This window comes from Dyella sp. 01L423 (assembly GCF_056399945.1).
Genome location: NZ_JBFTSI010000002.1, coordinates 459,792 through 480,589, shown reverse-complemented (window position 1 = coordinate 480,589; position 20,798 = coordinate 459,792). Strand labels below are relative to the sequence as shown.

Here is a 20,798-nt window from a genome sequence, read left to right as displayed (position 1 = left end):
GTGGGCTGCGGAAGCAACGGAAGTCCAAATGGGGATCAGGGATATTCCTTGATGTGTAACTACGCGTGCAACGGTTTCATCCGTGACGATGCGCGAAATCGCGCATGAAGCCCACCAGGGACTGCACGGCTTCGAGCGGCACGGCGTTGTAGAGCGAGGCACGCATGCCGCCCACCGCCTTGTGTCCCTTGAGCGCGAGCAGGCCGGCGGCTTCCGATTCCTTGAGGAAATCCGCATCCAGCGCGTTGTCGTGCAGGGTGAACGGCACATTCATGCGCGAACGCGAACCGAGCGCCACCGGATTGCGATAGAAACCGTTGGAGTGGTCGATGGCGTCATACAGCAGCGCGGCCTTCGCCGCATTGCGCTCGCCGACTGCCGCGAGACCGCCCTGCTCCTTCAACCACTGGAACGTGAGGCCCGCCAGGTACCAGCCCCAGGTATTGGGCGTGTTGAGCATGGAATCGTTGGCCGCGTGATCGGCGTAGCGGAAGATCCGCGCCATCGGCCGCGTGGCGCGCTCCAGCAGGTCGCGGCGCACGATCATCACCACCAGGCCCGAGGGGCCGATGTTCTTCTGTGCACCGGCGTAAATCAGCCCGAATCTGCTGACATCGATGGGGCCGGAGAGGATGTCCGACGACATGTCCGCCACCAGTGGCACGTCGCCCACGTCCGGAATGTCGTGGAATTCCACGCCATGAATGGTTTCGTTTGGCGTGTAGTGCACGTAAGCGGCGCGCTCATCGAGCTGCCACGTCTCGCGCGGCGGCAGGCGCATGTAATGCTCGCCCTTGCTGCTGGCGGCGACGTTCACCTTGACGTACGGCGCAGCCTCGCTGGCTGCCTTCTCGCCCCAATGGCCGGTCACGATGTAATCGGCACTGGCGCCTTCAGCGGCCAGATTCATCGGGATTTGCGCGAAATGCTGGGTGGCGCCGCCCTGCAGGAACAACACCGCGTAGTTCGAGGGAACCGCCAGCAGTTCGCGCAGGTCAGCCTCGGCTTGCTGCGCCAGCCCCATGAAGGCCTTGCCGCGATGAGACAGCTCCATCACCGAGGCGCCGCAACCTTGCCAGTCCAGCAATTCGCGCTGGGCGCGCTCGAGCACCGGTTGCGGCAACGCGGCCGGGCCAGCGCTGAAATTCCAGAGTCTGCTCACTGACGACGCCTATGGAAGGAACATCGCCGCATTATGCCGCGTCGCAGCAACCGCGAGTCAACCAAGGCGACGATGCCTCGGCATCGCCCGATCTGCGCCTTAGAAACGCACCAGCAAGGCCACCGCAATGCCCAGGGCGAGCACGGCAGCGGTGGCGATCAGCCACCACACCTCGCCGCGTGGGCCGGCGTCCTCTTCGGGGAGATGCGGGCGCTCCGGCTCCGGCTGGATGATCTCCGGCTCCGGCTCCAGTCCGGGGGCGTCGACCACGAAGCGATGCATGCCCAGACCCACTTGGTCGCCCGGCCTAAGCGCGGCCTGGGTCACCGGCACGCCATTGACGCGCAGGGGATAGCGTTCGGACTGCTGTCCGGCCTCCAGCATCAGCTGGCCGTCGCGCCAGAACACGGCAAGCGAAGCCGTCTCACCCTGCGGAAGCTCCAGCGGGATGCGCCCATGCGGGCCCAGTTCCAACTTGTCCTGCAGCGACAGCACCCGACCGGACAACGGCCCCGCCACCGCACGCAGCGCCACCGTGCAACGCCCTTCGGCAGGCACGGTCACGGGCAGATTGTGGGCGGGCTCTTCGTCGGCACGCAGCAGCATGCGGCAATCACCGACGCTCAGGATGTCGCCGGCACGCAGCAAGGCCTTTTCACGCACGGGGCGTGCATTCACGTAGATGCGGTTGCCCTGCGGCAAGACCTGCAGTACCCAGCCGCGGCGATCCAGCTGGATGCGCAGGTGATAGGTGCCGGCCTGATGCGCGGCCAGGATCAGGTCATTGTCCGGCGCACTGCCGATGCGCAGCGCCGGCCCGTCCCAGTGGAAATCCTCGCGGGGCGAATTGGGAAACTCGATGCGCATCTGTGAACCAGTCGATGGACGGGCGGGACTCTAGCAGATGCCTACGTGCTTAAGGATGCTCTGATCGCGCGCATGGGCGTCATCAACAGCGCTTATTGCACTGTCCAGCGGCAGTTCCGGGTGGCCTGGCTTACCATGTGCCTTTGTCTACCAGGAACACCCATGCCCAAGATCGACATCCGCCGCCCCCATCAGCTCTCCGTGACCGAGGCCCGCGCGGTGGTCGACAAGGTGGCGGCCCGCATGCAAGAAAAGTTCGGCATGGAGGGCCAGTGGCAGGGCGACATCCTGCGTTTTTCCCGTCCGGGCGTGAACGGCAGCATTGCCGTGGCGGGCGACGTCATCCACGTGACGGCCGAGCTGGGAATGATGCTGGCGCCGCTCAAGGGCATGGTGGAGCAGGAGATCCGTCGCAAGCTCGATGAGCATTTTGGCTGATGATTCTTTAACCATTGGAACTTCCGTGGCATAATCGACGGATTAAGCAGCCACGACGGCTGCCCTGCCCCCACGGAACGCATGGCCAAAGACGACGTCATCGAAATGGAAGGTACGGTCCAGGAGACCCTGCCCAACACCATGTTCCGCGTGCAGCTGGAAAACGGCCACGTCATCACGGCCCATATTTCCGGCCGCATGCGCAAGCATTACATCCGCATTCTTACCGGCGACAAGGTGAAGGTGGAGATGACCCCCTACGACCTGACCAAGGGTCGCATCACCTACCGCATGAAATAATCCCCGCTCGTCTGTGGGAGCGCACCCTGTGCGCGACAATCCTACGGAGCGGTGAAGCCGTAACGCTGCGGTCGCACACAAGGTGCGCTCCTACAAGGTTACGGATACAAAAAGGCCGCGCAGTGCGCGGCCTTTTTGTCGTTCCCATAAAGCCAGATCAGCTCACGGTGGCCGGCAGGTTCTCCGCCGCTTCCGTGGTCACCACCAGCTCGCCATCGTTGACGCTCAGGCGCACCTTGCCGCCATCGGCCAGCTTGCCGAACAGCAGCTCGTCGGCCAGCGCGCGCTTCACCTTCTCCTGGATCACGCGGGCCATCGGACGCGCGCCCATCTGCGGATCGAAGCCATGCTCGGCCAGCCAGCGGCGGGCATCGGCATCCACGTCCAGGCTCACGTGCTTCTCGGTGAGCTGGGACTCCAGTTCGATCAGGAACTTGTCCACCACGCGCAGGATGTGATCGAAGTCCAAGGCATTGAACTGAATGATCGCGTCCAGACGGTTGCGGAATTCCGGCGTAAAGCTGCGGCGGATCACTTCCATCGCGTCCATCGAGTGGTTCTGCTTGACGAAGCCGATGCCGCGACGCGACGCCTGCTGCGCACCCGCGTTGGTGGTCATCACCACCACCACGTTCTTGAAGTTCGCTTCGCGACCGTTGGTATCGGTGAGCACGCCGCGATCCATCACCTGCAGCAGGATGTTGAACACATCCGGATGCGCCTTCTCGATTTCGTCCAGCAGCAACACTGCGTGCGGATGCTTGGTCACCGCTTCGGTAAGCAGGCCGCCCTGGTCGAAGCCGACGTAACCCGGAGGTGCACCGACCAGGCGGGAGACCGAATGCGCTTCCATGTACTCGGACATGTCGAAGCGGATCATCTCGATGCCCAGCTGCATCGCCAGCTGCTTGGTCACTTCGGTCTTGCCCACGCCGGTGGGGCCGGCCAGCAGGAAGCAGCCGATCGGCTTGGACGGATCGGCCAGACCCGAACGAGCCATCTTGATCGACGCAGCCAGCGCTTCGATCGCGGGATCCTGGCCGAACACCACCATTTTCAGGTTGCGCTCGAGGTTCTTCAGCACGTCGCGATCCGAGGCCGATACCTGCTTGGCCGGGATACGCGCCATCTTGGCCACGATGTATTCGACTTCGGGCACATCCACCCTGCCCGTGCGCTGGTCGGCAGGCAGCAGACGCTGACGCGCACCAGCCTCGTCGATCACGTCGATGGCCTTGTCCGGCAACAGACGATCGGGAATGTGCTTCACCGACAGATCCACCGCCGCCTTCAGCGCCTCGCTGGTGTAGGTGACGTTGTGGTGTTCCTCAAAGCGGGAACGCAGACCCTTGAGGATTTCCAGGCTATCGGCCACGGTCGGCTCGACCACGTCGATCTTCTGGAAGCGACGGGCCAGCGCGCGATCCTTCTCGAAGATGCCGCGGAATTCCTGAAACGTGGTGGAACCGATGCAGCGCAGCTCGCCGGAGGCCAGCATGGGCTTGATCAGGTTGCTCGCGTCCATGGTGCCGCCCGACGCCGAACCCGCACCGATGATGGTGTGGATCTCGTCGATGAACAGGATCGCGCCAGTCTGCTTCTTCAACTGGTTGATCACGGCCTTCAGGCGCTTTTCGAAATCACCGCGATACTTGGTGCCGGCCACCAGCGCGCCGAGGTCCAGCGACCAGATGGTGGCGTTCTCCAGCACTTCGGGCACTTCACCGTCGACGATGCGCTTGGCCAGGCCTTCGGCCAGCGCCGTCTTGCCCACGCCAGCCTCGCCGACATAGAGCGGATTGTTCTTGCGGCGGCGGCACAGCACCTGGATGGTGCGTTCGATTTCATCCTGGCGGCCGATCAGCGGGTCGATCTTGCCTTCCAGTGCCAGCTCGTTGAGGTTGCTGGCGTATTCGCTGAGCGGGTTGCCCTTGGGCTCGCCGTCTTCACTCTCACGCTCGGCGCCCGGCATGCTGGACGACGGCTCGTCGCCGATCTTGGCGATGCCGTGCGAAATGTAGTTGACCACGTCCAGGCGGGTGATCTCCTGCTGGTGCAGGAAATACACGGCGTGCGAATCCTTTTCGCCGAAAATCGCCACCAGCACGTTCGCGCCGGTGACTTCCTTACGGCCCGAAGACTGTACGTGATAAACCGCGCGCTGCAGTACGCGCTGGAAACCGAGGGTGGGCTGGGTATCGCGCTCGTCCCCGTGCGGCAATACCGGTACGGTTTCGGCAATGATCTTTTCCAGCTCGCGCGACAGGCGCGGCAGGTCGACGCCGCAGGCGCGCAGGGCGCCGAGGGCCGACTGGTTTTCGGTGAGAGCGAGCAGCAGGTGCTCTACCGTCATGAATTCATGACGTTGCTCGCGGGCCTGCTTGTAGCACTGGCCGATGGTGACTTCGAGATCCTTGCTGAACATCCGGACCTACTCCGCTGTGTGGCTGGGCGTCACGCGCCCCGATAGCTACGAAATGGGGGTGCTGGAAGGCTCTTCAATATCCGTGCCAGGGACGGGGTGCGAGTTGGGTAGCGTGGACGCCAAAGCCGACCATTGAGTGAGTGACCAGAAGGCCGCGACCCGTTGCCGCGTCGCTCGCCGCAGGTTGGCCTCAAGTCATCGGTTTTAGCGCTTGCACCACTTACCTCTCATTACCGCTTTTCAGAGCTTTTCCATAGTGCACAACAAAGGGTGCTGATGAGCACGTGAATATTCGTTCACCTGGGTCACCTTGGTTTCCGCGACTTCCCGGGTAAACACCCCGCACACGCCTTTTCCGCGCGTATGCACGTGAAGCATGACTTGCACCGCACGTTCCTGGTCCAGACTGAAGAAACTTCTCAGCACTTCGACCACAAAATCCATCGGTGTGAAATCGTCGTTCAGCAGTACCACCTGGAAGAGCGGCGGGCGAGCCACCTCCGGACGGGAGGTTTCCAGCGCCAGGCCGTGACCGCTGCCTTGTTCGTGTTCGGGTTCGTGAGCCATGGGTCTACGTGAAATTTCCTTGGGGAAAGTATAGCGCCGGGCACCCGGGATGCTCCCAAGGGGCACCGCCGAAGGCAGATCGCCTTCAGGTGATGGCACAATGACCGCTTTTCCAGTGCCGATTGCGTCGCCATATAACCCCGATGGCCGATTCCTCACCCATTCCCCTGCAAGTCTGGTGCCCACACGTGACCGTGGCCTGCGTGGTTGCCGATGGCGACCGCTTCCTCATGGTCGAAGAGGAGGTCAACGGCCGCCTCGCCTATAACCAGCCGGCGGGCCATCTGGATGACAAAGAGAGCCTGCTGACCGCCGCCGTGCGCGAAACGCTGGAGGAAACGGGCTGGACGGTGGTCCCCGAGCACCTGATCGGCGTCCACCAGTGGCGTAGCACCGAGCATGGTGACGGCGTGGTGCGCTTCAGTTTCGCGGCGCGGGCGGTGAGTCACGATGCCGAACGCCCGCTCGATGAGGGCATTCGCAGGGCCCTGTGGCTCACCCGTGACGAAATTGCGGCACTGGGTGACCAATTGCGCAGTCCGCTGGTGTTGATGAGCATCGACGCCTGGCTGAGCGGCCAGCGCCACCCGCTGAGCCTGCTGCACAGCCTGCTCGCCGAGGATCGTTACCCATGAAAGTGATGCTCGGTGTCTCCGGCGGCGTCGACTCCTCGGTGGCGGCCCTGCTGCTGCAGCAGGGTGGCTACGAGGTCGAAGGCCTGTTCATGCAGAACTGGGAAGAAGACGACCGCGACGGTCCCTGCACCACCGATATCGATCGCAAGGATGCCGTAGCCGTGTGCGGGCGGCTGGGCATTCCGTTCCATGCACGCAACTTCGCCGCCGCGTACTGGGCCGGCGTATTCGAGCACTTTCTTGCCGAATATCGCGCCGGCCGCACGCCCAATCCGGACGTGCTGTGCAATCGCGAGATCAAGTTCAAGACCTTCCTGGATGAAGCCCGCGGGCTGGGCGCCGACAAGATCGCCACCGGCCATTACGCGCGCGTGGACTTCCATGACGGCAAATATCGCCTGCTGCGTGCGGTGGATGTTGCCAAGGACCAGACGTACTTTCTGCACGCGCTCGGCCAGCAGCAACTCAGCGCCACGCTGTTTCCGGTCGGCGAGATCGAGAAGCCGCTGGTGCGCCAGATGGCCCAGGAGGCCGCGCTGCCGACACACGCCAAGAAGGACTCCACCGGCATCTGCTTTATCGGCGAGCGCGACTTCCGCAGCTTTCTTGCCCAGTACCTGCCCGCCCAGCCCGGCCCCATGCGCACGCCCGACGGCCAGACCGTGGGCGAGCACCAGGGCGCGATGTATTACACCCTAGGCCAGCGCAATGGCCTGGGCATAGGCGGGCGCCATGGCGCCAGCGGTGAGGCGTGGTACGTAGTCGGCAAGGATGTGCCCGCCAACGTGCTGTATGTTGCGCAAGGCGGCGAGAACCATTGGCTCTATTCGCAGCGCCTGCACGCCGAGCCGCCGACCTGGGTGGCCGGCGAGCCGCCGGCAAAGCAGTTCCGTTGCACTGCCAAGACCCGCTATCGCCAGGCCGACCAGGCCTGCGAGGTGTTTGTACGGGACGACGGGCTGGAGGTGGTGTTTGACCAGCCGCAGCGGGCCGTCACGCCCGGCCAGTCGGTGGTTTTCTACGACGGCGAGGCCTGTCTCGGCGGTGCCGTGATCGACCGCACCGACGCTCCCTTTGGCGGCTGGAATGATGCCGCTACTTCCTCCGCCCTCTCCGAGGCTCTGACCGGTGTTTGAAATTTTCGCGATGAACGAAGAGCGCGTGCTGGCCCTGGCGGGTTTGTTCCAGGCCACCACGCTCGCCCAGCAGCTGGCCAACGATGGCCGCTGCGACGACATCGCCATGGCATCGAGCATGGCCAGCGTGTTCCGTATCGATGCGCCGTCCGTGGTCGGCGTGTACGGCGATGTTGGCGCCGTACGGTTGGGGCTGCGCCAGCTGATTACCTTGCTCGACGAGAACAACCGCGACGTGGCCATCACCCGCATGGCCTTCACCGTGATGCGCCTGGAGCGCAGCCTGTCGCGCCGCAGCGATCTGCTGGACCGCCTGCAGCAGGGCATCGCCGCCGCACAGCGACAGGTGGAGCATTTCGGTGCGGATTCGCCACAGGTAGTGAAGCGTCTTGCCGAGCTGTATGCCGGCACGCTTTCCACGCTCAAGCCGCGCGTGATGGTCACCGGCAATCCACAGCAGCTGCAGCAGCCGGCCGTGGTGGAAAAGGTACGTACCAACCTGCTCGCCGCCGTGCGTTCGGCGGTGTTGTGGCGGCAGCTGGGCGGGCGCCAGTGGCAGATGCTGCTCTATCGCAAGCAGTGCAGCATGCTGGCGCGTGGGCTGTTGACGGGATCGACCATCAACAACCCTTGAGATCTGTTTCAAGCATCTCTCATCGCGACCGATCCCTCACCGTCATTCCGGCGCAGGCCGGAATCCAGTAGCGACTAGGCTGAGTTGCCGCGAAAGGCGGCCATGCTCTGGACGCCTCGCAAAAACCTGGCACCGAGGCCACTGGATTCCGGCCTGCGCCGGAATGACGGTGAGGAAGATGCGCATTTGGACAAGAGATTGGACAGGCGCCAAGCGCCTACGCTCAACTCATCAACTCAGCTCTGCCACGGCCTTTGACCAGCAACCAAACCGCCGCCGCGACACCGACGATCACCGTGATCGTCACATAGTGCGCCGCGGCCATGCGTCCGGCCGTCCCGGCGAGGTAACCGATAAACGTGGCCGTACAGGCGCCGAACACGGCATAAGCCACGTTGTAGGCGAAGGAAATGCCGGAGAAACGGATCGGCGCCGGAAACGCCGCCACCATGATCGTAGGCACTACCGCGACGGTACCGACCAGAAAACCGGTAAGCCCATACAGCGGCAGAAAGTGCGCGCCGCCTGCCGCCAGATCACCGAACATCAGATAAGTGACCGTGACCAGTGCCACCGAGCCGGCGATCAGTGTCCAGGCGGCGCCGATGCGATCGACCAGCCAGCCGAATGCCACGCAGCCCACGCATAGGCAAAAAGCGGCGATGCTATTGCCCAGGAAGGCCACGTCCGCAGGCATGCCGAACGACTTCTGCACCAGGCTGGGCAGCCCCAGGATCAGCACCAGGATGGCCGCGGTGAGGGTCCAGGTGACCGCCATGGAAACGGCCACGCTGGCGCCATGACCCGCCAGCACGGTGCGCAGCGGCAAGCCCTCGCTCAATGCCTTGCGCGCATGCAACTCGGCAAACACCGGGGTTTCGCTCAACCAGCGACGCAGCCACACGGCCACCAGGCCGAACACGCCGCCCAGCACGAACGGCAAGCGCCACCATCCGTGCAGCACCTCAGCGGGCGAAAAGTGATGATTCATCCACGCCGCCGTCAGCGAGCCGATCAGAATGCCCGCCGTCAGGCCCGAGGTGAGGCACGCACAGGCAAAACCGACCCGCCCGCGCGGCGCGTGCTCGGCCACGAACACCCAGGCGCCCGGCACTTCGCCACCGATCGCCACGCCCTGCATCACGCGCAGGCACAGCAACAGCAGCGGCGCCAGCAGCCCCACCGAGGCATAGACCGGCAGCGCGCCAATGGCCAGCGTGGGCAGCGCCATCAGGAAAACGCTCAGGGTGAACATGCGCTTGCGGCCCTGGCGGTCGCCGAAGTGCGCCATCACGATGCCGCCCAGCGGTCGGGCCAGATAGCCCGCGGCGAAGATCGCGTAGGTCTGCAACTGGGCCAGCCACTGCGGCATGTCAGGCGGAAAAAACAGATGACTCAGCGGCAGCGCAAAAAACACGAACACCACGAAATCGTAGAACTCCAGCGCGCCGCCCAGCGAGGCGAGCAGCAGGGTCTGGATGTCACGCGCGCCCATGCGGCGGTCAGGAATAGCCAGTGTCGGCGTGGTCGGAAATGCTTGCGTCATCGAAGGATCCTGCAGTACCAGGCGAGAGCGACAGAGCAGCATACACAAAGGAAAAGCCTCTTCGGTATGTCAGCTTTCACCGTTCAGGCCCTGGATGACGACTACTCCTACGGCCGATTTTGTTAGCCTAGGCGTACTCGAGCCATGCACTAAGAGCCTGTTTCAAATCGGGATCGTTGTGGAAGTCACGCATGGATGCGCTCGAGCCATTCCCTGAAAATCTGGCAAGGAGAGTCCCCGTGAATATGGGCAAGCGTTTGGGAGCAGAGTTTTTCGGCACGTTCTGGCTGGTGTTTGGCGGCTGCGGCAGCGCAGTCTTCGCGGCAACCTTCCCTGAGTTGGGCATTGGATTTGCAGGCGTTGCCCTCGCCTTCGGCCTCACCGTGGTGACGATGGCGTACGCCGTGGGTCATATTTCCGGTGCGCACTTCAATCCCGCCGTGACCGCAGGCATGTGGGCCAGCGGCCGTTTTCCGGCCAAGGACGTGATCCCTTACTGGATCGCGCAAGTGGTGGGCGGTGTCGCCGCCGGCGCCACCATTTACCTGATCGCCAGTGGCAGGCCGGTGTTCGATCCCGTTGCGGGCGGCTTTGCCTCCAACGGTTACGGCGAGCATTCGCCGGGGCAGTATTCGCTGGTGGCCTGCATGGTTGCCGAGTTCGTACTGACCGCGTTCTTCCTGATCGTGATCAATGGCACCACCCATAAACTGGCGCCGACCGGTTTTGCACCGCTGGCCATCGGCCTCGCGCTCACGCTGATCCACCTGATATCCATCCCGATCACCAACACCTCGGTCAATCCGGCGCGCAGCACCGCGGTTGCCGTGTTCCAGGGCAGCTGGGCGATGGGGCAGCTGTGGATGTTCTGGGTGGTTCCGCTGATCGGCGGCATCGTGGGCGGTCTGATCTATCGCCACCTGCTGGACTGGCACGACTAAGCACCCGACCGACGTTCCACGTCGACATCCAGCGGCTCATCGAGCCGCTGGATTTTTTTTGCACGGACGAGTCAGGCCTCGTACAACTCGATCGGCAGGCCGTCCGGATCGGCAAAGAAAGTGAAGCGTCGATCGGTGAATTCATCCACGCGCACGGGTTCGCAGGTCACGCCGCGCTGCTGCAGCGTGGCGATCACGGCATCCACATCCGGTACTGCAAAAGCGAGATGCCGCAAACCCTGCGCCTCCGGTCGGGACGGCCGTGGCGGTGGTGAAGGAAACGAAAACAGTTCAAGGCTGACGCCCGGCGAGACCTCGAGATCGAGCTTCCACGAGTCGCGCTCAGCGCGGTACGCCTCGCGAATGATGCGAAAGCCCAGCGTCTCGGTATAGAAGGCCTTCGACCGAGCGTAGTCCGAACAAATCAGCGCCACGTGATGGATGGCGGGCAACAGGCTCGACGCCATGCCTTCAGGCCTCTGCGAAGGGAAAGGTGAGCACGTCGGCGATCGCGTCCGTGCCTACCAGGCACATCAAAAGCCGCTCGATGCCTAAGGCTACGCCCGCGCAATCGGGCATGGCGTCCAGCGTCTCCAGCAGGTTCTCGTCCATCGGGATCATCGGTTGTCCGCGCGATTGACGTACCGCGTTGTCACGCTTGAAACGTCGCCGCTGTTCGGCTGCATCGTTGAGTTCGTGGTAGCCATTGGCCAGCTCATAGCGCCCCAGAAAAAGCTCGAAGCGCTCAGCCAGCGGCGGATCGCCGGGCCGCACTTTCGCCAGCGCGCATTGCGAGGCTGGATAGTCGTGGATCACCGTAATGCGGTTTTGCGGAAAGGATGGCTGCAATCGATGGGTAATCAGCAGATCCAGCCAGTCGTCGCGCGTGAGCCCGTCCGGATGGATGTTGAATTCCTCCAGCGCCAGCTGCAGCTGTTCGATCGGCGCATGCGCCGGATCGATGCCAAGCTCGTCGATGAAGAGCTGGCGGTAGCCTTCGATGCATATTTCCGCTCGCGCCCCCATCGTCGCGAGCGCCGCTTCAACGAGCGCGATGGTTTCTTCCATCAGCTGCCGATGATCCCAGCCCACGCGATACCACTCGAGCATGGTGAACTCGGGGTTGTGGCGACCGCCTGCCTCACCGTTGCGAAACACCCGGCCCATCTCATAGCAGTCGCCAACACCGGCCGCCAGCAAGCGCTTCAACGGATATTCCGGCGAGGTGCGCATCCAGCGCTCGCGCGCACCGGCGTCCACATGACCTGTGAAACGAGCGCTGAAACTCTCGATGTTCGGATCGGTGTTGCCCGCCGCCGACAGGATCGGCGTTTCCACCTCCAGCACGTTGCGCTCCGCGAAGAACGCCCGGATCAGCGCGTATAGCCGTGCGCGCAGATGCAGGCGTCCGGCCATGTGAAGATTCATGCGCCGCCCTCGTGGGTGGCGAGCAGCTCGAGCAGACGCGCTTCGTCCCACACTTCCACGCCCAATTCCTGCGCCTTGTCGAGCTTGGACCCAGCCGCCTCGCCCGCCACTACGAAGCTGGTCTTCTTGGACACCGAGCCGGCCACCTTGGCGCCTAGCGCCTCCAGCCGCTCCTTGGCGTCGTCGCGGCTCAGCGACGACAGTGTGCCAGTGAGCACGATGGTCTGGCCCTCCAGCGGCGCGGCGGCGGCCCTGGTCGTCGTGGGGATGGCGTTGAGCAAGTCCCACATCGCAGCATCCGCTTCGCGCAACTGCTGCAGCTTCGCCTTGTCGGCAAGAAAGGCTTCGAGATTGGTCGATGCCGCCGAAGGCAAGCCGGCCGTGACCCAATGCGCCGGCCCGGCCGCCACCAGTTTGTCGAGCGACGTAAACCGCTCGGCCAGCAGCTTGGTGCTCTTGGGACCGAGCTTGCTCACGCCCGCCATATCCAGCAGCAGCGCCAGATCCAGGCGCTGATGCAGCTTGGGCGAAGGATGGGTTTCGTCGGAAAACACGATGCCCGAAGCGAGCAATGCGTCGACCACTTTCTGATTGCCGTCCTGCGCGAAGAACGCGGCGATGGAACGCGCGACTTCATCGCCGATATCCGGCAACACGCGCAGCACCGCCGCCGGCATACGACGAATCACCGCCAGGCTACCGAGCCACGCCGCCAGCGTCTTCGCCGTGCTTTCGCCGATATGCATGATGCCCAGCCCAAACAGGAAGCGCGGCAGGCTGGTGTGCTTGCTTGCCTCGATCGCCTCGATCAGGTTCTCGGCCCACTTGGTGGCGACCTTGCCCTGCTTGACCGTTTCCGGCGTGCTGTCGTCGCGCTCGTCCGCGCGGCGTTTCATCTCCAGGAAATCATCCAGGGTCAGCGAGTAGAGATCGGCCGGCGTATGCACGTAGCCGAAATCCACCAGCGCCTCCACGAAGCGCTCGCCCAGGCCATCGATGTCCATGGCACGGCGCGCGGCGAAGTGAATCAGCGCTTCCTTGCGTTGCGCCGCGCAGATCAGGCCGCCCGAACAACGCCACGCGGCTTCGCCTTCTTCGCGCACCAAGGCCGAGTTGCACACCGGGCAATGCGTGGGCATATGCCAGGGATGCGTATGCGGCGGCCGCAGCTCCGGCATCACGCGCACGACCTCGGGAATGACGTCGCCGGCGCGACGCACGATCACCGTATCGCCTACCCGCACATCCAGACGCGCCACCTGATCGGCGTTGTGCAAGGTGGCATTGCTGACGGTGACGCCGCCTACCTGCACCGGTTTAAGGCGCGCCAGCGGCGTGGCCGCACCGGTGCGTCCGATATTGATCTCGATCGCCTCGACCGTGGTGGTCTGTTCCTGCGCCGGGAACTTGTGCGCCACCGCCCAGCGCGGCGCGCGCGACACGAAGCCCATCTCGCGCTGGCCGGCGTAGTCATCCAGCTTGTAGACCACGCCGTCGATGTCGTAGGGGAGCTTGTCGCGCTTGGCGCCGATGCGCCGGTAGTAGGCAATCAGGCCCTCGAAACCCTTGGCGCTGCCCACTTCGGGCGACACGGGAAAACCCCAGTCGCGCAGCTTGGCCAACGTCTTCGAATGCGTAGCGGGCAGCTCGCCGCCCTGCACGTCGCCCACCGCATAAGCAAAGAAGCTCAGCTTGCGGCGCGCCGTGATGGCCGGATCGAGCTGGCGCAGCGAGCCTGCCGCGCCATTGCGCGGATTGGCCAGGGTCTTCTCGCCATGCTCGCGGGCACGTGCATTGAACGCTTCGAAATCCTTGTGCAGCATGATCACTTCGCCGCGCACTTCCAGCACGCGCGGCCAGCCTTCCCCGCGCAGGCGCAACGGAATGGCGCGCACCGTGCGCAGGTTGGCGGTGACATCCTCACCGGTCTCGCCGTCGCCTCGCGTCGCGCCCTGCACGAACACGCCGTTTTCGTAGCGCAGGCTGATCGCCAGGCCGTCCAGCTTGGGCTCGACCGAAAACTCCGGATTGCGGCGGTCCAGGGTCTGCTCGATGCGGCGTTCGAACTCGGCGATCTCGCGGAAGCGTTCGCGATCGCCCTCGCCGTCCTGTTCGAAGGCGTTGTTCAGCGACAACATCGGAATCACGTGACGCACTTCGGCGAAGCCGCCCTGCGCACGCGCACCGACCCGCCGCGTCGGCGAGTCGGACGTGGCCAGCTCCGGATGCGCCAGTTCCAGCGCTTCGAGCGCGCGCATCGCGCGGTCGTACTCGGCGTCCGTGATCTCGGGATCGTCGAGTACGTGGTAGCGATAGTTCGCGCGTTCGATCTTGTCGCGCAGTTCGGCGGCCTGGGCGCGCCAATCGGTGGCCTGACTCTGGCTCATGCGGGTGTCCTCATGAGCGGAAGTTTACCTAAGCGCGACTCGCTTCGGCCCGGTTGCGCGCAAATCGCGTGGCGATCGTGAAGAAGGTGTGCATAAACCGGCAACCCCGATCAGCGGTGCAGGTCGCCCGACGCTTCCGGTTGATATTCGATGTCCAGCACGCGCAGCTCGCGGCGGTGGCCGTCCGGCGTGGGCCATTCGATGTGCTGGCCCACTTTCAGGCCGAGCAGCGCGCTGCCCACGGGCGCCAGGATCGACACCGTGCCCGGCACGCCGGCGCCGGCGGGATACACCAGGGTGACGGTCAACTCGTCGCCGCCATCGTCGTCCTTGAAAGTGACCACGGAATTCATGGTGACCACGTCCGCCGGTATCGCCGAGGGCTCCACCACGTCGGCACGATCGAGCTCGCCGCGCAGCGCCTGGTATTGCCCGGCCTGCACCGGCGGCATGCGCTCGAGCATGGCTTCAAGGCGATCCAGGTCGCGTGTGGAAATGACAATCGGTGGCTTGCTGCTCATAGGGACTCCTGTCGTGCGGATGCATCTGCGACGATCCGCCAGCTATCGCAAAAAGAGACGCGCCGGGACGCTGCCGCCCCGGCGCGATCGATTCATCGTGGTTATCCGTTCACCGTTGCTCGTCGGGTTGCTTCGCTGTTGCGAGTTGACGCGGTGCGCACACGCGCACCCCAAAGATGAAACGCAGCCGACTTTGGACGCAGCGACCGGCAAAAGCAAGCTGCCATAGCAGCTATCATAATGAGACATGTCCGAGAATTTGGCCGCCACCCAAACCAACCTTCCCGTGCCGCCGCCAGGCGAGGAAGCACCGGCTCCTGCTCCGCCACCGGAGTCCTCGCGCGATCGCTATCGCGGACTGATCTGGCTGGTGGCTGCCGCGTTCTTCATGCAGGCGCTGGACTCCACCATCGTCAACACGGCGGTGCCTGCCATGGCCGAGGCGCTGAACGTCACGCCGCTGGGCATGCGCACCGCGCTCACCAGTTACGTGCTGACGCTGGCGATCTTCATTCCCGCCAGCCCATGGTTGTGCGACCGCTTCGGCACGCGGCGCATCTTTGCCCTGGCCATCGCCACCTTTACCGTCGGCTCGCTGTTGTGCGGCATCGCGCAGAGTTTGCCGCAGCTGGTCGCTGCGCGCGTGCTGCAGGGCCTGGGCGGCGCGGCGCTGATGCCGGTGGGCCGCTACGTGCTCGTACGCAGCGTCGACAAGCGCGATTTCGTGCGAGCCATGAGCACGGTCGCCACCGTGGGCCTGCTCGGCTCGGTGCTCGGCCCGCTGCTGGGCGGCGCACTGGCGCAATACACCTCGTGGCGACTGATCTTCCTGATCAATGTCCCGGTGGGCATGATCGGCATGTGGATGAATCGCCGCGACATGCCCGATTACCGGCTGGACGATGTGCATCCCTTCGATCTGCTGGGCTTTCTGCTGTTCGCCGCCGCGTCCGCCATGTTGCTGACCGCGTCCGAAGTTGCCAGCGGTGGCGGCGGACAAGGGTTGCGCATCGCCATCTATGGCGTGCTTGCGGTCGTCTTCGGCGTTGCCTACGTGTGGCACAGCCGCCGCAACGATCATCCCGTGGCGGACCTGAGCCTGCTGCGTGTGCGCAGCGTGTGGGTGTCGTTGGCCGGCAACCTGTTCACGCGCCTGGGCGTGTCGGGCATGTTCCTGCTGCTGGTGTTGTTCCTGCAGGTGGGCTGCGGCTGGTCGCCCCTGATGGCCGGCCTGATGATGGTGCCGCAGGCGCTGGGCTCGATCACCGCCAAGTGGGGCATCAACCGGCTGCTGCAACGCTTTGGCTATCAAAAGCTGCTGTTCGCCAACACGCTCATCGTGGCAGTGATGCTGGCGTCGTTCGCACTGCTCGGCAAGAGCTCGCCGATGTGGGTGATCGCGCTGATGGTGTATGTCTACGGCGGCTTCATGGGCCTGCAGTACACCGCCATGAATACGCTTATCTACAACGACATGGACGTGAAGTTCGCCGCGCAGGCGTCGTCGATGGCCTCGACCGCGCAGTATCTGTCGATGAGCTTCGGCATCGCGCTGGCCTCGCTGCTGATGGAAGCCCTGCTGCAAGGCCATGCCCACGAGGATTACATCCCCGCGTTTCGCTGGACCGTCCTCTTGCTCGCCATCGTGACCGCCACGGCCAGCTGGGTGTTCAGCCGACTCAAGAGCGACGCGTCACCGCGCTCGACGCACGCGCCCGACTGAGAGCACGTCCGGTCACCAGCATGTAGCATGCGTGGCATTCGACGGCCGCCGGTTTCTTCGCATGCACCACGCCAGCGACATCCTGCTCACCCTCTTCATCGTCTTCATCGCCGCCCAGCTTGGCGGCGAAATTGCCCAGCGCCTGAAGCTGCCAGGCGTGGTGGGCGAGATTGCCGCGGGCTGCATCATCGGTCCGTCCCTGCTCGGTTGGATCACGCCTGAGCAAGTCGTACCCGGTACGCCGCTGGACGTACTGGCAGAGATTGGCGTAGTCCTGCTGCTGTTTTCGGTGGGACTGGAAACACGGCTGGAGGATCTGAAGAAAGTCGGCAAGGTCGCCTTCATCGTTGGCGTGCTCGGCGTGCTGGTGCCCTTTGGCATGGGTGGCGCGTGGGCACACGGCAATGGCTTCGACTGGAGTCGCTCGCTGTTTATCGCGGCGGCTTTCGTCGCCACCTCGGCCGGCATCACGGCGCGCGTGTTGCAAGAGCTCGGTGCACTCCAGCGCATCGAGAGCAAGGTGATTCTTGGCGCGGCAGTGATCGATGACATCCTTGCCATGCTGTTGCTGGGCGTGGTGGTTTCGCTGCAAGGCGGCGAAGGCGTTGACGTCGTGCACCTGCTCGCCGTGCTGGCCGGCGCGATCGGCTTTATCGCCATCATCGGTATCGGCGGTGCTCGCGTGATGCGCTGGAATTCCAGCTGGCTGGACAAGCCGCAGAGCCCTCACTCGGCGCTAGCCATTGTACTGGCGCTTTGTCTTGGCCTTGCCTACGTGTCGACGCTGTTTGGCCTGGCCGCCATCATCGGCGCCTTCCTGGCCGGCATGATCGCCTCGGAGACGCGCCAGCAGCACACGCTGGAGAAACAGACGCAGCCCTTGCTCGCCTTGCTCACACCGTTCTTCTTCGTCATCACCGGCAGCAAGATTGACCTGCACCAGCTGATGAACCTTGAGGCGGCGACCATGTTGCTGGTGGTGACCCTGATTGCCATTGCATCGAAGTTGATTGGCGGCTTTCTTGGCTCGCTGTCGCTGGGTGCGCGCAGCGCCACCGTCGTCGGATTGGGCATGGTGCCGCGAGGTGAAGTGGGCGTGGTGATCGCCAGCCTTGGGTTGGCCGCCGGGGTTTTCAGCGATCGCATTTACGCGATCATCGTGGCGATGTCGTTGTTGACGGCGATGGTGACGCCGCCGGTGCTGGCGTGGATGTTGCGCAAATGGAGTGCACCCACATCCGTTCAACCGACCTCTGTGGGAGCGCACTCTGTGCGCGACGACCCGACGGAGCGGTGAAGTGGAGGCCTGTCGCGCACAGGGTGCGCTCCCACAGGTGGTCGGTGCAGCGGATCCTCAGCTCGCGCGCATGGTGCGATAAGCCATCAAGGCAGCTTCGCGGCTCTCGCCCAGGTCCACCATAGGCGCGGGATAGCCAGTGCGCTTGAGCAGCGCGGGACCCGTCCACGGTTCGTGCAACTGCTTCAGCGGCACCTCCGCCAACTCAGGCAACCAGCGCCGCAGGTAGTGCCCCTCCGGGTCGAACTTCTGCGCCTGCGTCACCGGATTGAATACGCGGAAATATGGGGCCGCATCAGCGCCGCTGCCGGCCACCCACTGCCAACCCAACGTGTTGTTGGCCAGGTCCGCATCCACCAGCGTGTCCCAGAACCAGCGCGCACCGTGATGCCAGTGCTGCCTGAGGTTTTTGCACAGGAAGCTGGCCACGATCATGCGCACGCGGTTGTGCATCCAGCCGGTATGCCAGAGCTCGCGCATGCCCGCGTCCACCAGGGGAATGCCGGTAAGTCCGCGCTGCCATCGCTCAATCGCTGCAGCATTTTCGCCCGCCCAGGGAAACCGGTCGAACTGCTCGTTGAAGTTGGCCGTGGGCGTCTTCGGAAAGTGATACAGCAGGTGATGGGCAAACTCGCGCCAGCCCAGCTCCCGCAGGTAGGGCTCGATGTCCGGGCGTCGGCGCGCATCGGTGGCGGCCGCGCGATTGGCGAGCGCGCGATGGATCTGCCGCGGCGATATCTCGCCGAAGTGCAGATGCGGCGAGAGCCGGGAGGTGCCGTGTCGGGCCGGCAGGTCGCGGGCTCGCTGGTAATCGTTCACGGCGTCGTCCATGAAGATATCCAGCCACTCCTGCGCGCCCTGCTCACCCGGCTGCCAGGTTTCTTTCAGGCCGCCATCCCACGCGATGCGCGGCAACAGCGCGAGTGCATCCAGGGGCACGCCGCCGTCGACATCGACCGCACGGAGCAAACCCGGTACGGCCAAGGGCTGCGCTACGTCGAGTTGCGGACGCATGCTCCGCCAGAACGGCGTGAACACGCGATACGGCCCCTGCTGTTTCGTCTCGATCCGCCAGGGTTCGCACCACAACGAAGCATTGAAGCTATGTACTTCGACACCCTGCTCGCGCAAGGCTGCCTTGAGCGCGCTGTCACGCGCGATGGCTGCGGGTTCGTAGACGCGGTTCCAATACACCGCCGTGGCGCCCGTGCGCTCGATCAGGTCGCGCAGCACCTTGAGGCTGTCGCCCTGGACAAGATGCAACGCATTGCCATGCTCGCGCAGCTGGCCATCGAGCCGCGACAGCGAGTGATGCAGCCACCAGCGGCTCGCGGCGCCGGGAGCCCACGCGCCGTCTTCATGCGGCGCATGAATATAAAGCGGAAGAATATGTTCGTGCGCCTGGGCGGCGGCACTGAGTGCGGGATGATCGGCGAGGCGAAGGTCGCGGCGAAACCAGACAATGGCGGTGCTCATGCCAGCAGCTTAGTGAGCCCCTGCAGCGTTGTATGCCTCGTCTTTGGACGGTACCGGATGCCGCCGTGGCGACGGCATCCGGTGGGATCGATCAGAGCTCGACCACGTCGAAGCGGCGATCCGGGTTCACGTCTTCTTCGTAATGGACGTCGGTGCGGCCAAAGCCGAACAGGCGCAGGAAGTCGCTCTTGTAGCCGGCGTAGTCGGTGAGCGTGTTGAGGTTCTCGGTATTGACCGTCGACCACAGCGCCTTGCAGGCCTGCTGCACATCGTCGCGCAGCTCCCAGTCGTCAAGACGCAGGCGGCCATCGCTGTCGGTTTCTGTCGCCGCATGATCCTTGCGGTACAGGCGATCGCGGAACATGCGGTTGATCTGTTCGATGGTGCCTTCGTGGATGCCCAGCTCCTTCATGACGCGGAAGGAGATGGCGATATACAGCGGCAGCACCGGAATCGCCGCGCTCGCCTGGGTCACCACCGACTTCATCACGCCCACGTATGCGTCGAGATGCTCGGCCTTGTGCTCGGCGACGAGCTGCTTGGCGGTGTTGTCCAGGTGCTGCTTGGCCTGGCCCAGCGTGCCGTGCCAGTACATCGGCCAGGTGATCTCGGTGCCGATATAGCTATAGGCCACGGTCTTGGCATGATCGGCGAGCACGCCAGCCTTGCTCAGCGCATCGATCCACAGCTTCCAGTCTTCGCCGCCCATCACGGTGACGGTGTCCTTGATTTCCTGCTCGGTCGCCGGCTCCACCGACGCCTGCACCACGGTGTCGCGGTTGGTGTCGATCGAGTTGGCGGTGAAGGTCTCGCCGATGGTCTTGAGCGAGGAACGCACCACTTCGCCCGTGTCCGGCAACTTGCGCACCGGCGAGGCCAGCGAATAGACGACGAGGTCGATCTTGCCGCCCATCTCGTTCTTGATGATCTCGATGGCGCGCTCGCGCGTCTCGTTGGCGAATGCATCGCCGTTGATCGAGCGGCTGAACAGGCCCGCTTCCTTGGCGAGCTTGTCGAACGCCGCGGAGTTGTACCAGCCCGCGGTGCCCGTCTTGGTCTCGCTGCTGGGCTTCTCGAAGAACACCCCGAGCGTGGCCGCGCCGTAACCAAAGGCAGCGGTGATGCGCGAGGCCAGGCCGTAGCCGGTGGACGCACCGATCACCAGCACGCGCTTGGGACCCTCGCCCAGGTCGCCTTGCGACTTGGTGATGTTGATCTGATCGAGCACGTTGCGCTCGCAGCCGACCGGATGGGCCGTCACGCAGATAAAACCACGCACCTTGGGGTTGATGATCACTCGAGGACTCCTGGGAGG

The 20,798-nt window shown here is 64.2% G+C and carries 19 protein-coding genes; 8 read left to right on the top strand and 11 right to left on the bottom strand.

Going from position 1 to position 20,798, the window contains the following annotated elements:
- Positions 1-76: 76 nt before the first annotated feature.
- Together serC and AC1DMY_RS08830 are read right to left on the bottom strand one after the other, a co-directional pair.
- A complete protein-coding gene (gene serC, locus AC1DMY_RS08835) occupies positions 77-1,162 on the bottom strand; it encodes a 3-phosphoserine/phosphohydroxythreonine transaminase (RefSeq protein ID WP_477164577.1) in 1,086 nt (361 codons plus the stop codon).
- Positions 1,163-1,261: 99 nt separating this feature from the next.
- Complete coding sequence (locus AC1DMY_RS08830) at positions 1,262-2,029, bottom strand: FHA domain-containing protein (protein WP_477164576.1); 768 nt, start codon at positions 2,027-2,029, stop codon at positions 1,262-1,264.
- 162 nt (positions 2,030-2,191) lie between these two features.
- On the opposite strand from AC1DMY_RS08830, the gene AC1DMY_RS08825 reads away from it, so the two are divergent.
- Together AC1DMY_RS08825 and infA are read left to right on the top strand one after the other, a co-directional pair.
- A complete protein-coding gene (locus AC1DMY_RS08825) occupies positions 2,192-2,467 on the top strand; it encodes a polyhydroxyalkanoic acid system family protein (protein ID WP_441602346.1) in 276 nt (91 codons plus the stop codon).
- Between the two features lie 81 nt (positions 2,468-2,548).
- Positions 2,549-2,767: a translation initiation factor IF-1 gene (infA, locus tag AC1DMY_RS08820; protein ID WP_019466733.1), complete on the top strand. Its 219-nt coding sequence runs from the start codon at positions 2,549-2,551 to the stop codon at positions 2,765-2,767.
- A gap of 157 nt (positions 2,768-2,924) precedes the next feature.
- Here the strand turns inward: infA and clpA are convergent, their stop codons facing one another.
- Together clpA and clpS are read right to left on the bottom strand one after the other, a co-directional pair.
- A complete protein-coding gene (clpA, locus tag AC1DMY_RS08815; protein WP_477164575.1) occupies positions 2,925-5,192 on the bottom strand; it encodes an ATP-dependent Clp protease ATP-binding subunit ClpA in 2,268 nt (755 codons plus the stop codon).
- A gap of 240 nt (positions 5,193-5,432) precedes the next feature.
- Positions 5,433-5,759 (bottom strand): ATP-dependent Clp protease adapter ClpS, encoded by a 327-nt coding sequence (clpS, locus tag AC1DMY_RS08810; protein WP_074546739.1) that lies wholly within the window; start codon positions 5,757-5,759, stop codon positions 5,433-5,435.
- 143 nt (positions 5,760-5,902) lie between these two features.
- On the opposite strand from clpS, the gene AC1DMY_RS08805 reads away from it, so the two are divergent.
- Genes AC1DMY_RS08805 through hflD form a run of 3 tightly spaced genes read left to right on the top strand, consistent with a single transcriptional unit; the run spans position 5,903 to position 8,164 of the window.
- Positions 5,903-6,394, top strand: coding sequence for an NUDIX hydrolase (locus AC1DMY_RS08805; RefSeq protein WP_477164574.1), 492 nt, complete (start codon positions 5,903-5,905; stop codon positions 6,392-6,394).
- On the top strand, positions 6,391-7,530 hold the full coding sequence (gene mnmA, locus AC1DMY_RS08800; RefSeq protein ID WP_477164573.1) for a tRNA 2-thiouridine(34) synthase MnmA: 1,140 nt from the start codon (positions 6,391-6,393) through the stop codon (positions 7,528-7,530). The genes AC1DMY_RS08805 and mnmA overlap by 4 nt, the downstream gene beginning before the upstream one ends.
- Positions 7,531-7,540: 10 nt before the next feature.
- A complete protein-coding gene (gene hflD / locus AC1DMY_RS08795) occupies positions 7,541-8,164 on the top strand; it encodes a high frequency lysogenization protein HflD (protein WP_441602450.1) in 624 nt (207 codons plus the stop codon).
- A 223-nt stretch (positions 8,165-8,387) separates the two neighbouring features.
- Here hflD and AC1DMY_RS08790 read toward each other — a convergent pair whose 3' ends face one another.
- Positions 8,388-9,710, bottom strand: a complete 1,323-nt coding sequence (locus AC1DMY_RS08790) for an MFS transporter (RefSeq protein WP_477164572.1) — start codon at positions 9,708-9,710, stop codon at positions 8,388-8,390.
- Between the two features lie 239 nt (positions 9,711-9,949).
- Here AC1DMY_RS08790 and aqpZ point away from each other — a divergent pair, with 239 nt between their 5' ends.
- Positions 9,950-10,651: an aquaporin Z gene (gene aqpZ, locus AC1DMY_RS08785; RefSeq protein ID WP_441602352.1), complete on the top strand. Its 702-nt coding sequence runs from the start codon at positions 9,950-9,952 to the stop codon at positions 10,649-10,651.
- 71 nt (positions 10,652-10,722) lie between these two features.
- On the opposite strand, the gene gloA2 is transcribed toward aqpZ, so the two are convergent.
- The 4 genes from gloA2 to rnk all read right to left on the bottom strand — a co-directional run bounded on the left by gloA2 (position 10,723) and on the right by rnk (position 14,987).
- The gene (gene gloA2 / locus AC1DMY_RS08780) at positions 10,723-11,118 is read right to left on the bottom strand and encodes an SMU1112c/YaeR family gloxylase I-like metalloprotein (RefSeq protein ID WP_477164571.1); all 396 of its coding nucleotides are present in this window, start codon (positions 11,116-11,118) and stop codon (positions 10,723-10,725) included.
- 4 nt (positions 11,119-11,122) lie between these two features.
- Complete coding sequence (epmA, locus tag AC1DMY_RS08775; RefSeq protein WP_477164570.1) at positions 11,123-12,079, bottom strand: EF-P lysine aminoacylase EpmA; 957 nt, start codon at positions 12,077-12,079, stop codon at positions 11,123-11,125.
- On the bottom strand, positions 12,076-14,466 hold the full coding sequence (ligA, locus tag AC1DMY_RS08770) for an NAD-dependent DNA ligase LigA (RefSeq protein ID WP_477164569.1): 2,391 nt from the start codon (positions 14,464-14,466) through the stop codon (positions 12,076-12,078). The genes epmA and ligA overlap by 4 nt, the downstream gene beginning before the upstream one ends.
- Positions 14,467-14,576: 110 nt before the next feature.
- Complete coding sequence (gene rnk / locus AC1DMY_RS08765; RefSeq protein ID WP_477164568.1) at positions 14,577-14,987, bottom strand: nucleoside diphosphate kinase regulator; 411 nt, start codon at positions 14,985-14,987, stop codon at positions 14,577-14,579.
- Between the two features lie 247 nt (positions 14,988-15,234).
- Here rnk and AC1DMY_RS08760 point away from each other — a divergent pair, with 247 nt between their 5' ends.
- Entirely contained in the window at positions 15,235-16,710 is a 1,476-nt protein-coding gene (locus tag AC1DMY_RS08760) for an MFS transporter (RefSeq protein WP_477164567.1), read from the top strand.
- A gap of 61 nt (positions 16,711-16,771) precedes the next feature.
- Positions 16,772-18,007 (top strand): cation:proton antiporter, encoded by a 1,236-nt coding sequence (locus AC1DMY_RS08755; protein ID WP_477164566.1) that lies wholly within the window; start codon positions 16,772-16,774, stop codon positions 18,005-18,007.
- A 57-nt stretch (positions 18,008-18,064) separates the two neighbouring features.
- Here the strand turns inward: AC1DMY_RS08755 and AC1DMY_RS08750 are convergent, their stop codons facing one another.
- Both AC1DMY_RS08750 and fabV read right to left on the bottom strand, forming a co-directional pair.
- Positions 18,065-19,483: a cryptochrome/photolyase family protein gene (locus AC1DMY_RS08750; RefSeq protein WP_477164565.1), complete on the bottom strand. Its 1,419-nt coding sequence runs from the start codon at positions 19,481-19,483 to the stop codon at positions 18,065-18,067.
- A gap of 91 nt (positions 19,484-19,574) precedes the next feature.
- Entirely contained in the window at positions 19,575-20,780 is a 1,206-nt protein-coding gene (fabV, locus tag AC1DMY_RS08745; RefSeq protein ID WP_477164564.1) for an enoyl-ACP reductase FabV, read from the bottom strand.
- Between the last annotated feature and the right edge of the window lie 18 nt (positions 20,781-20,798).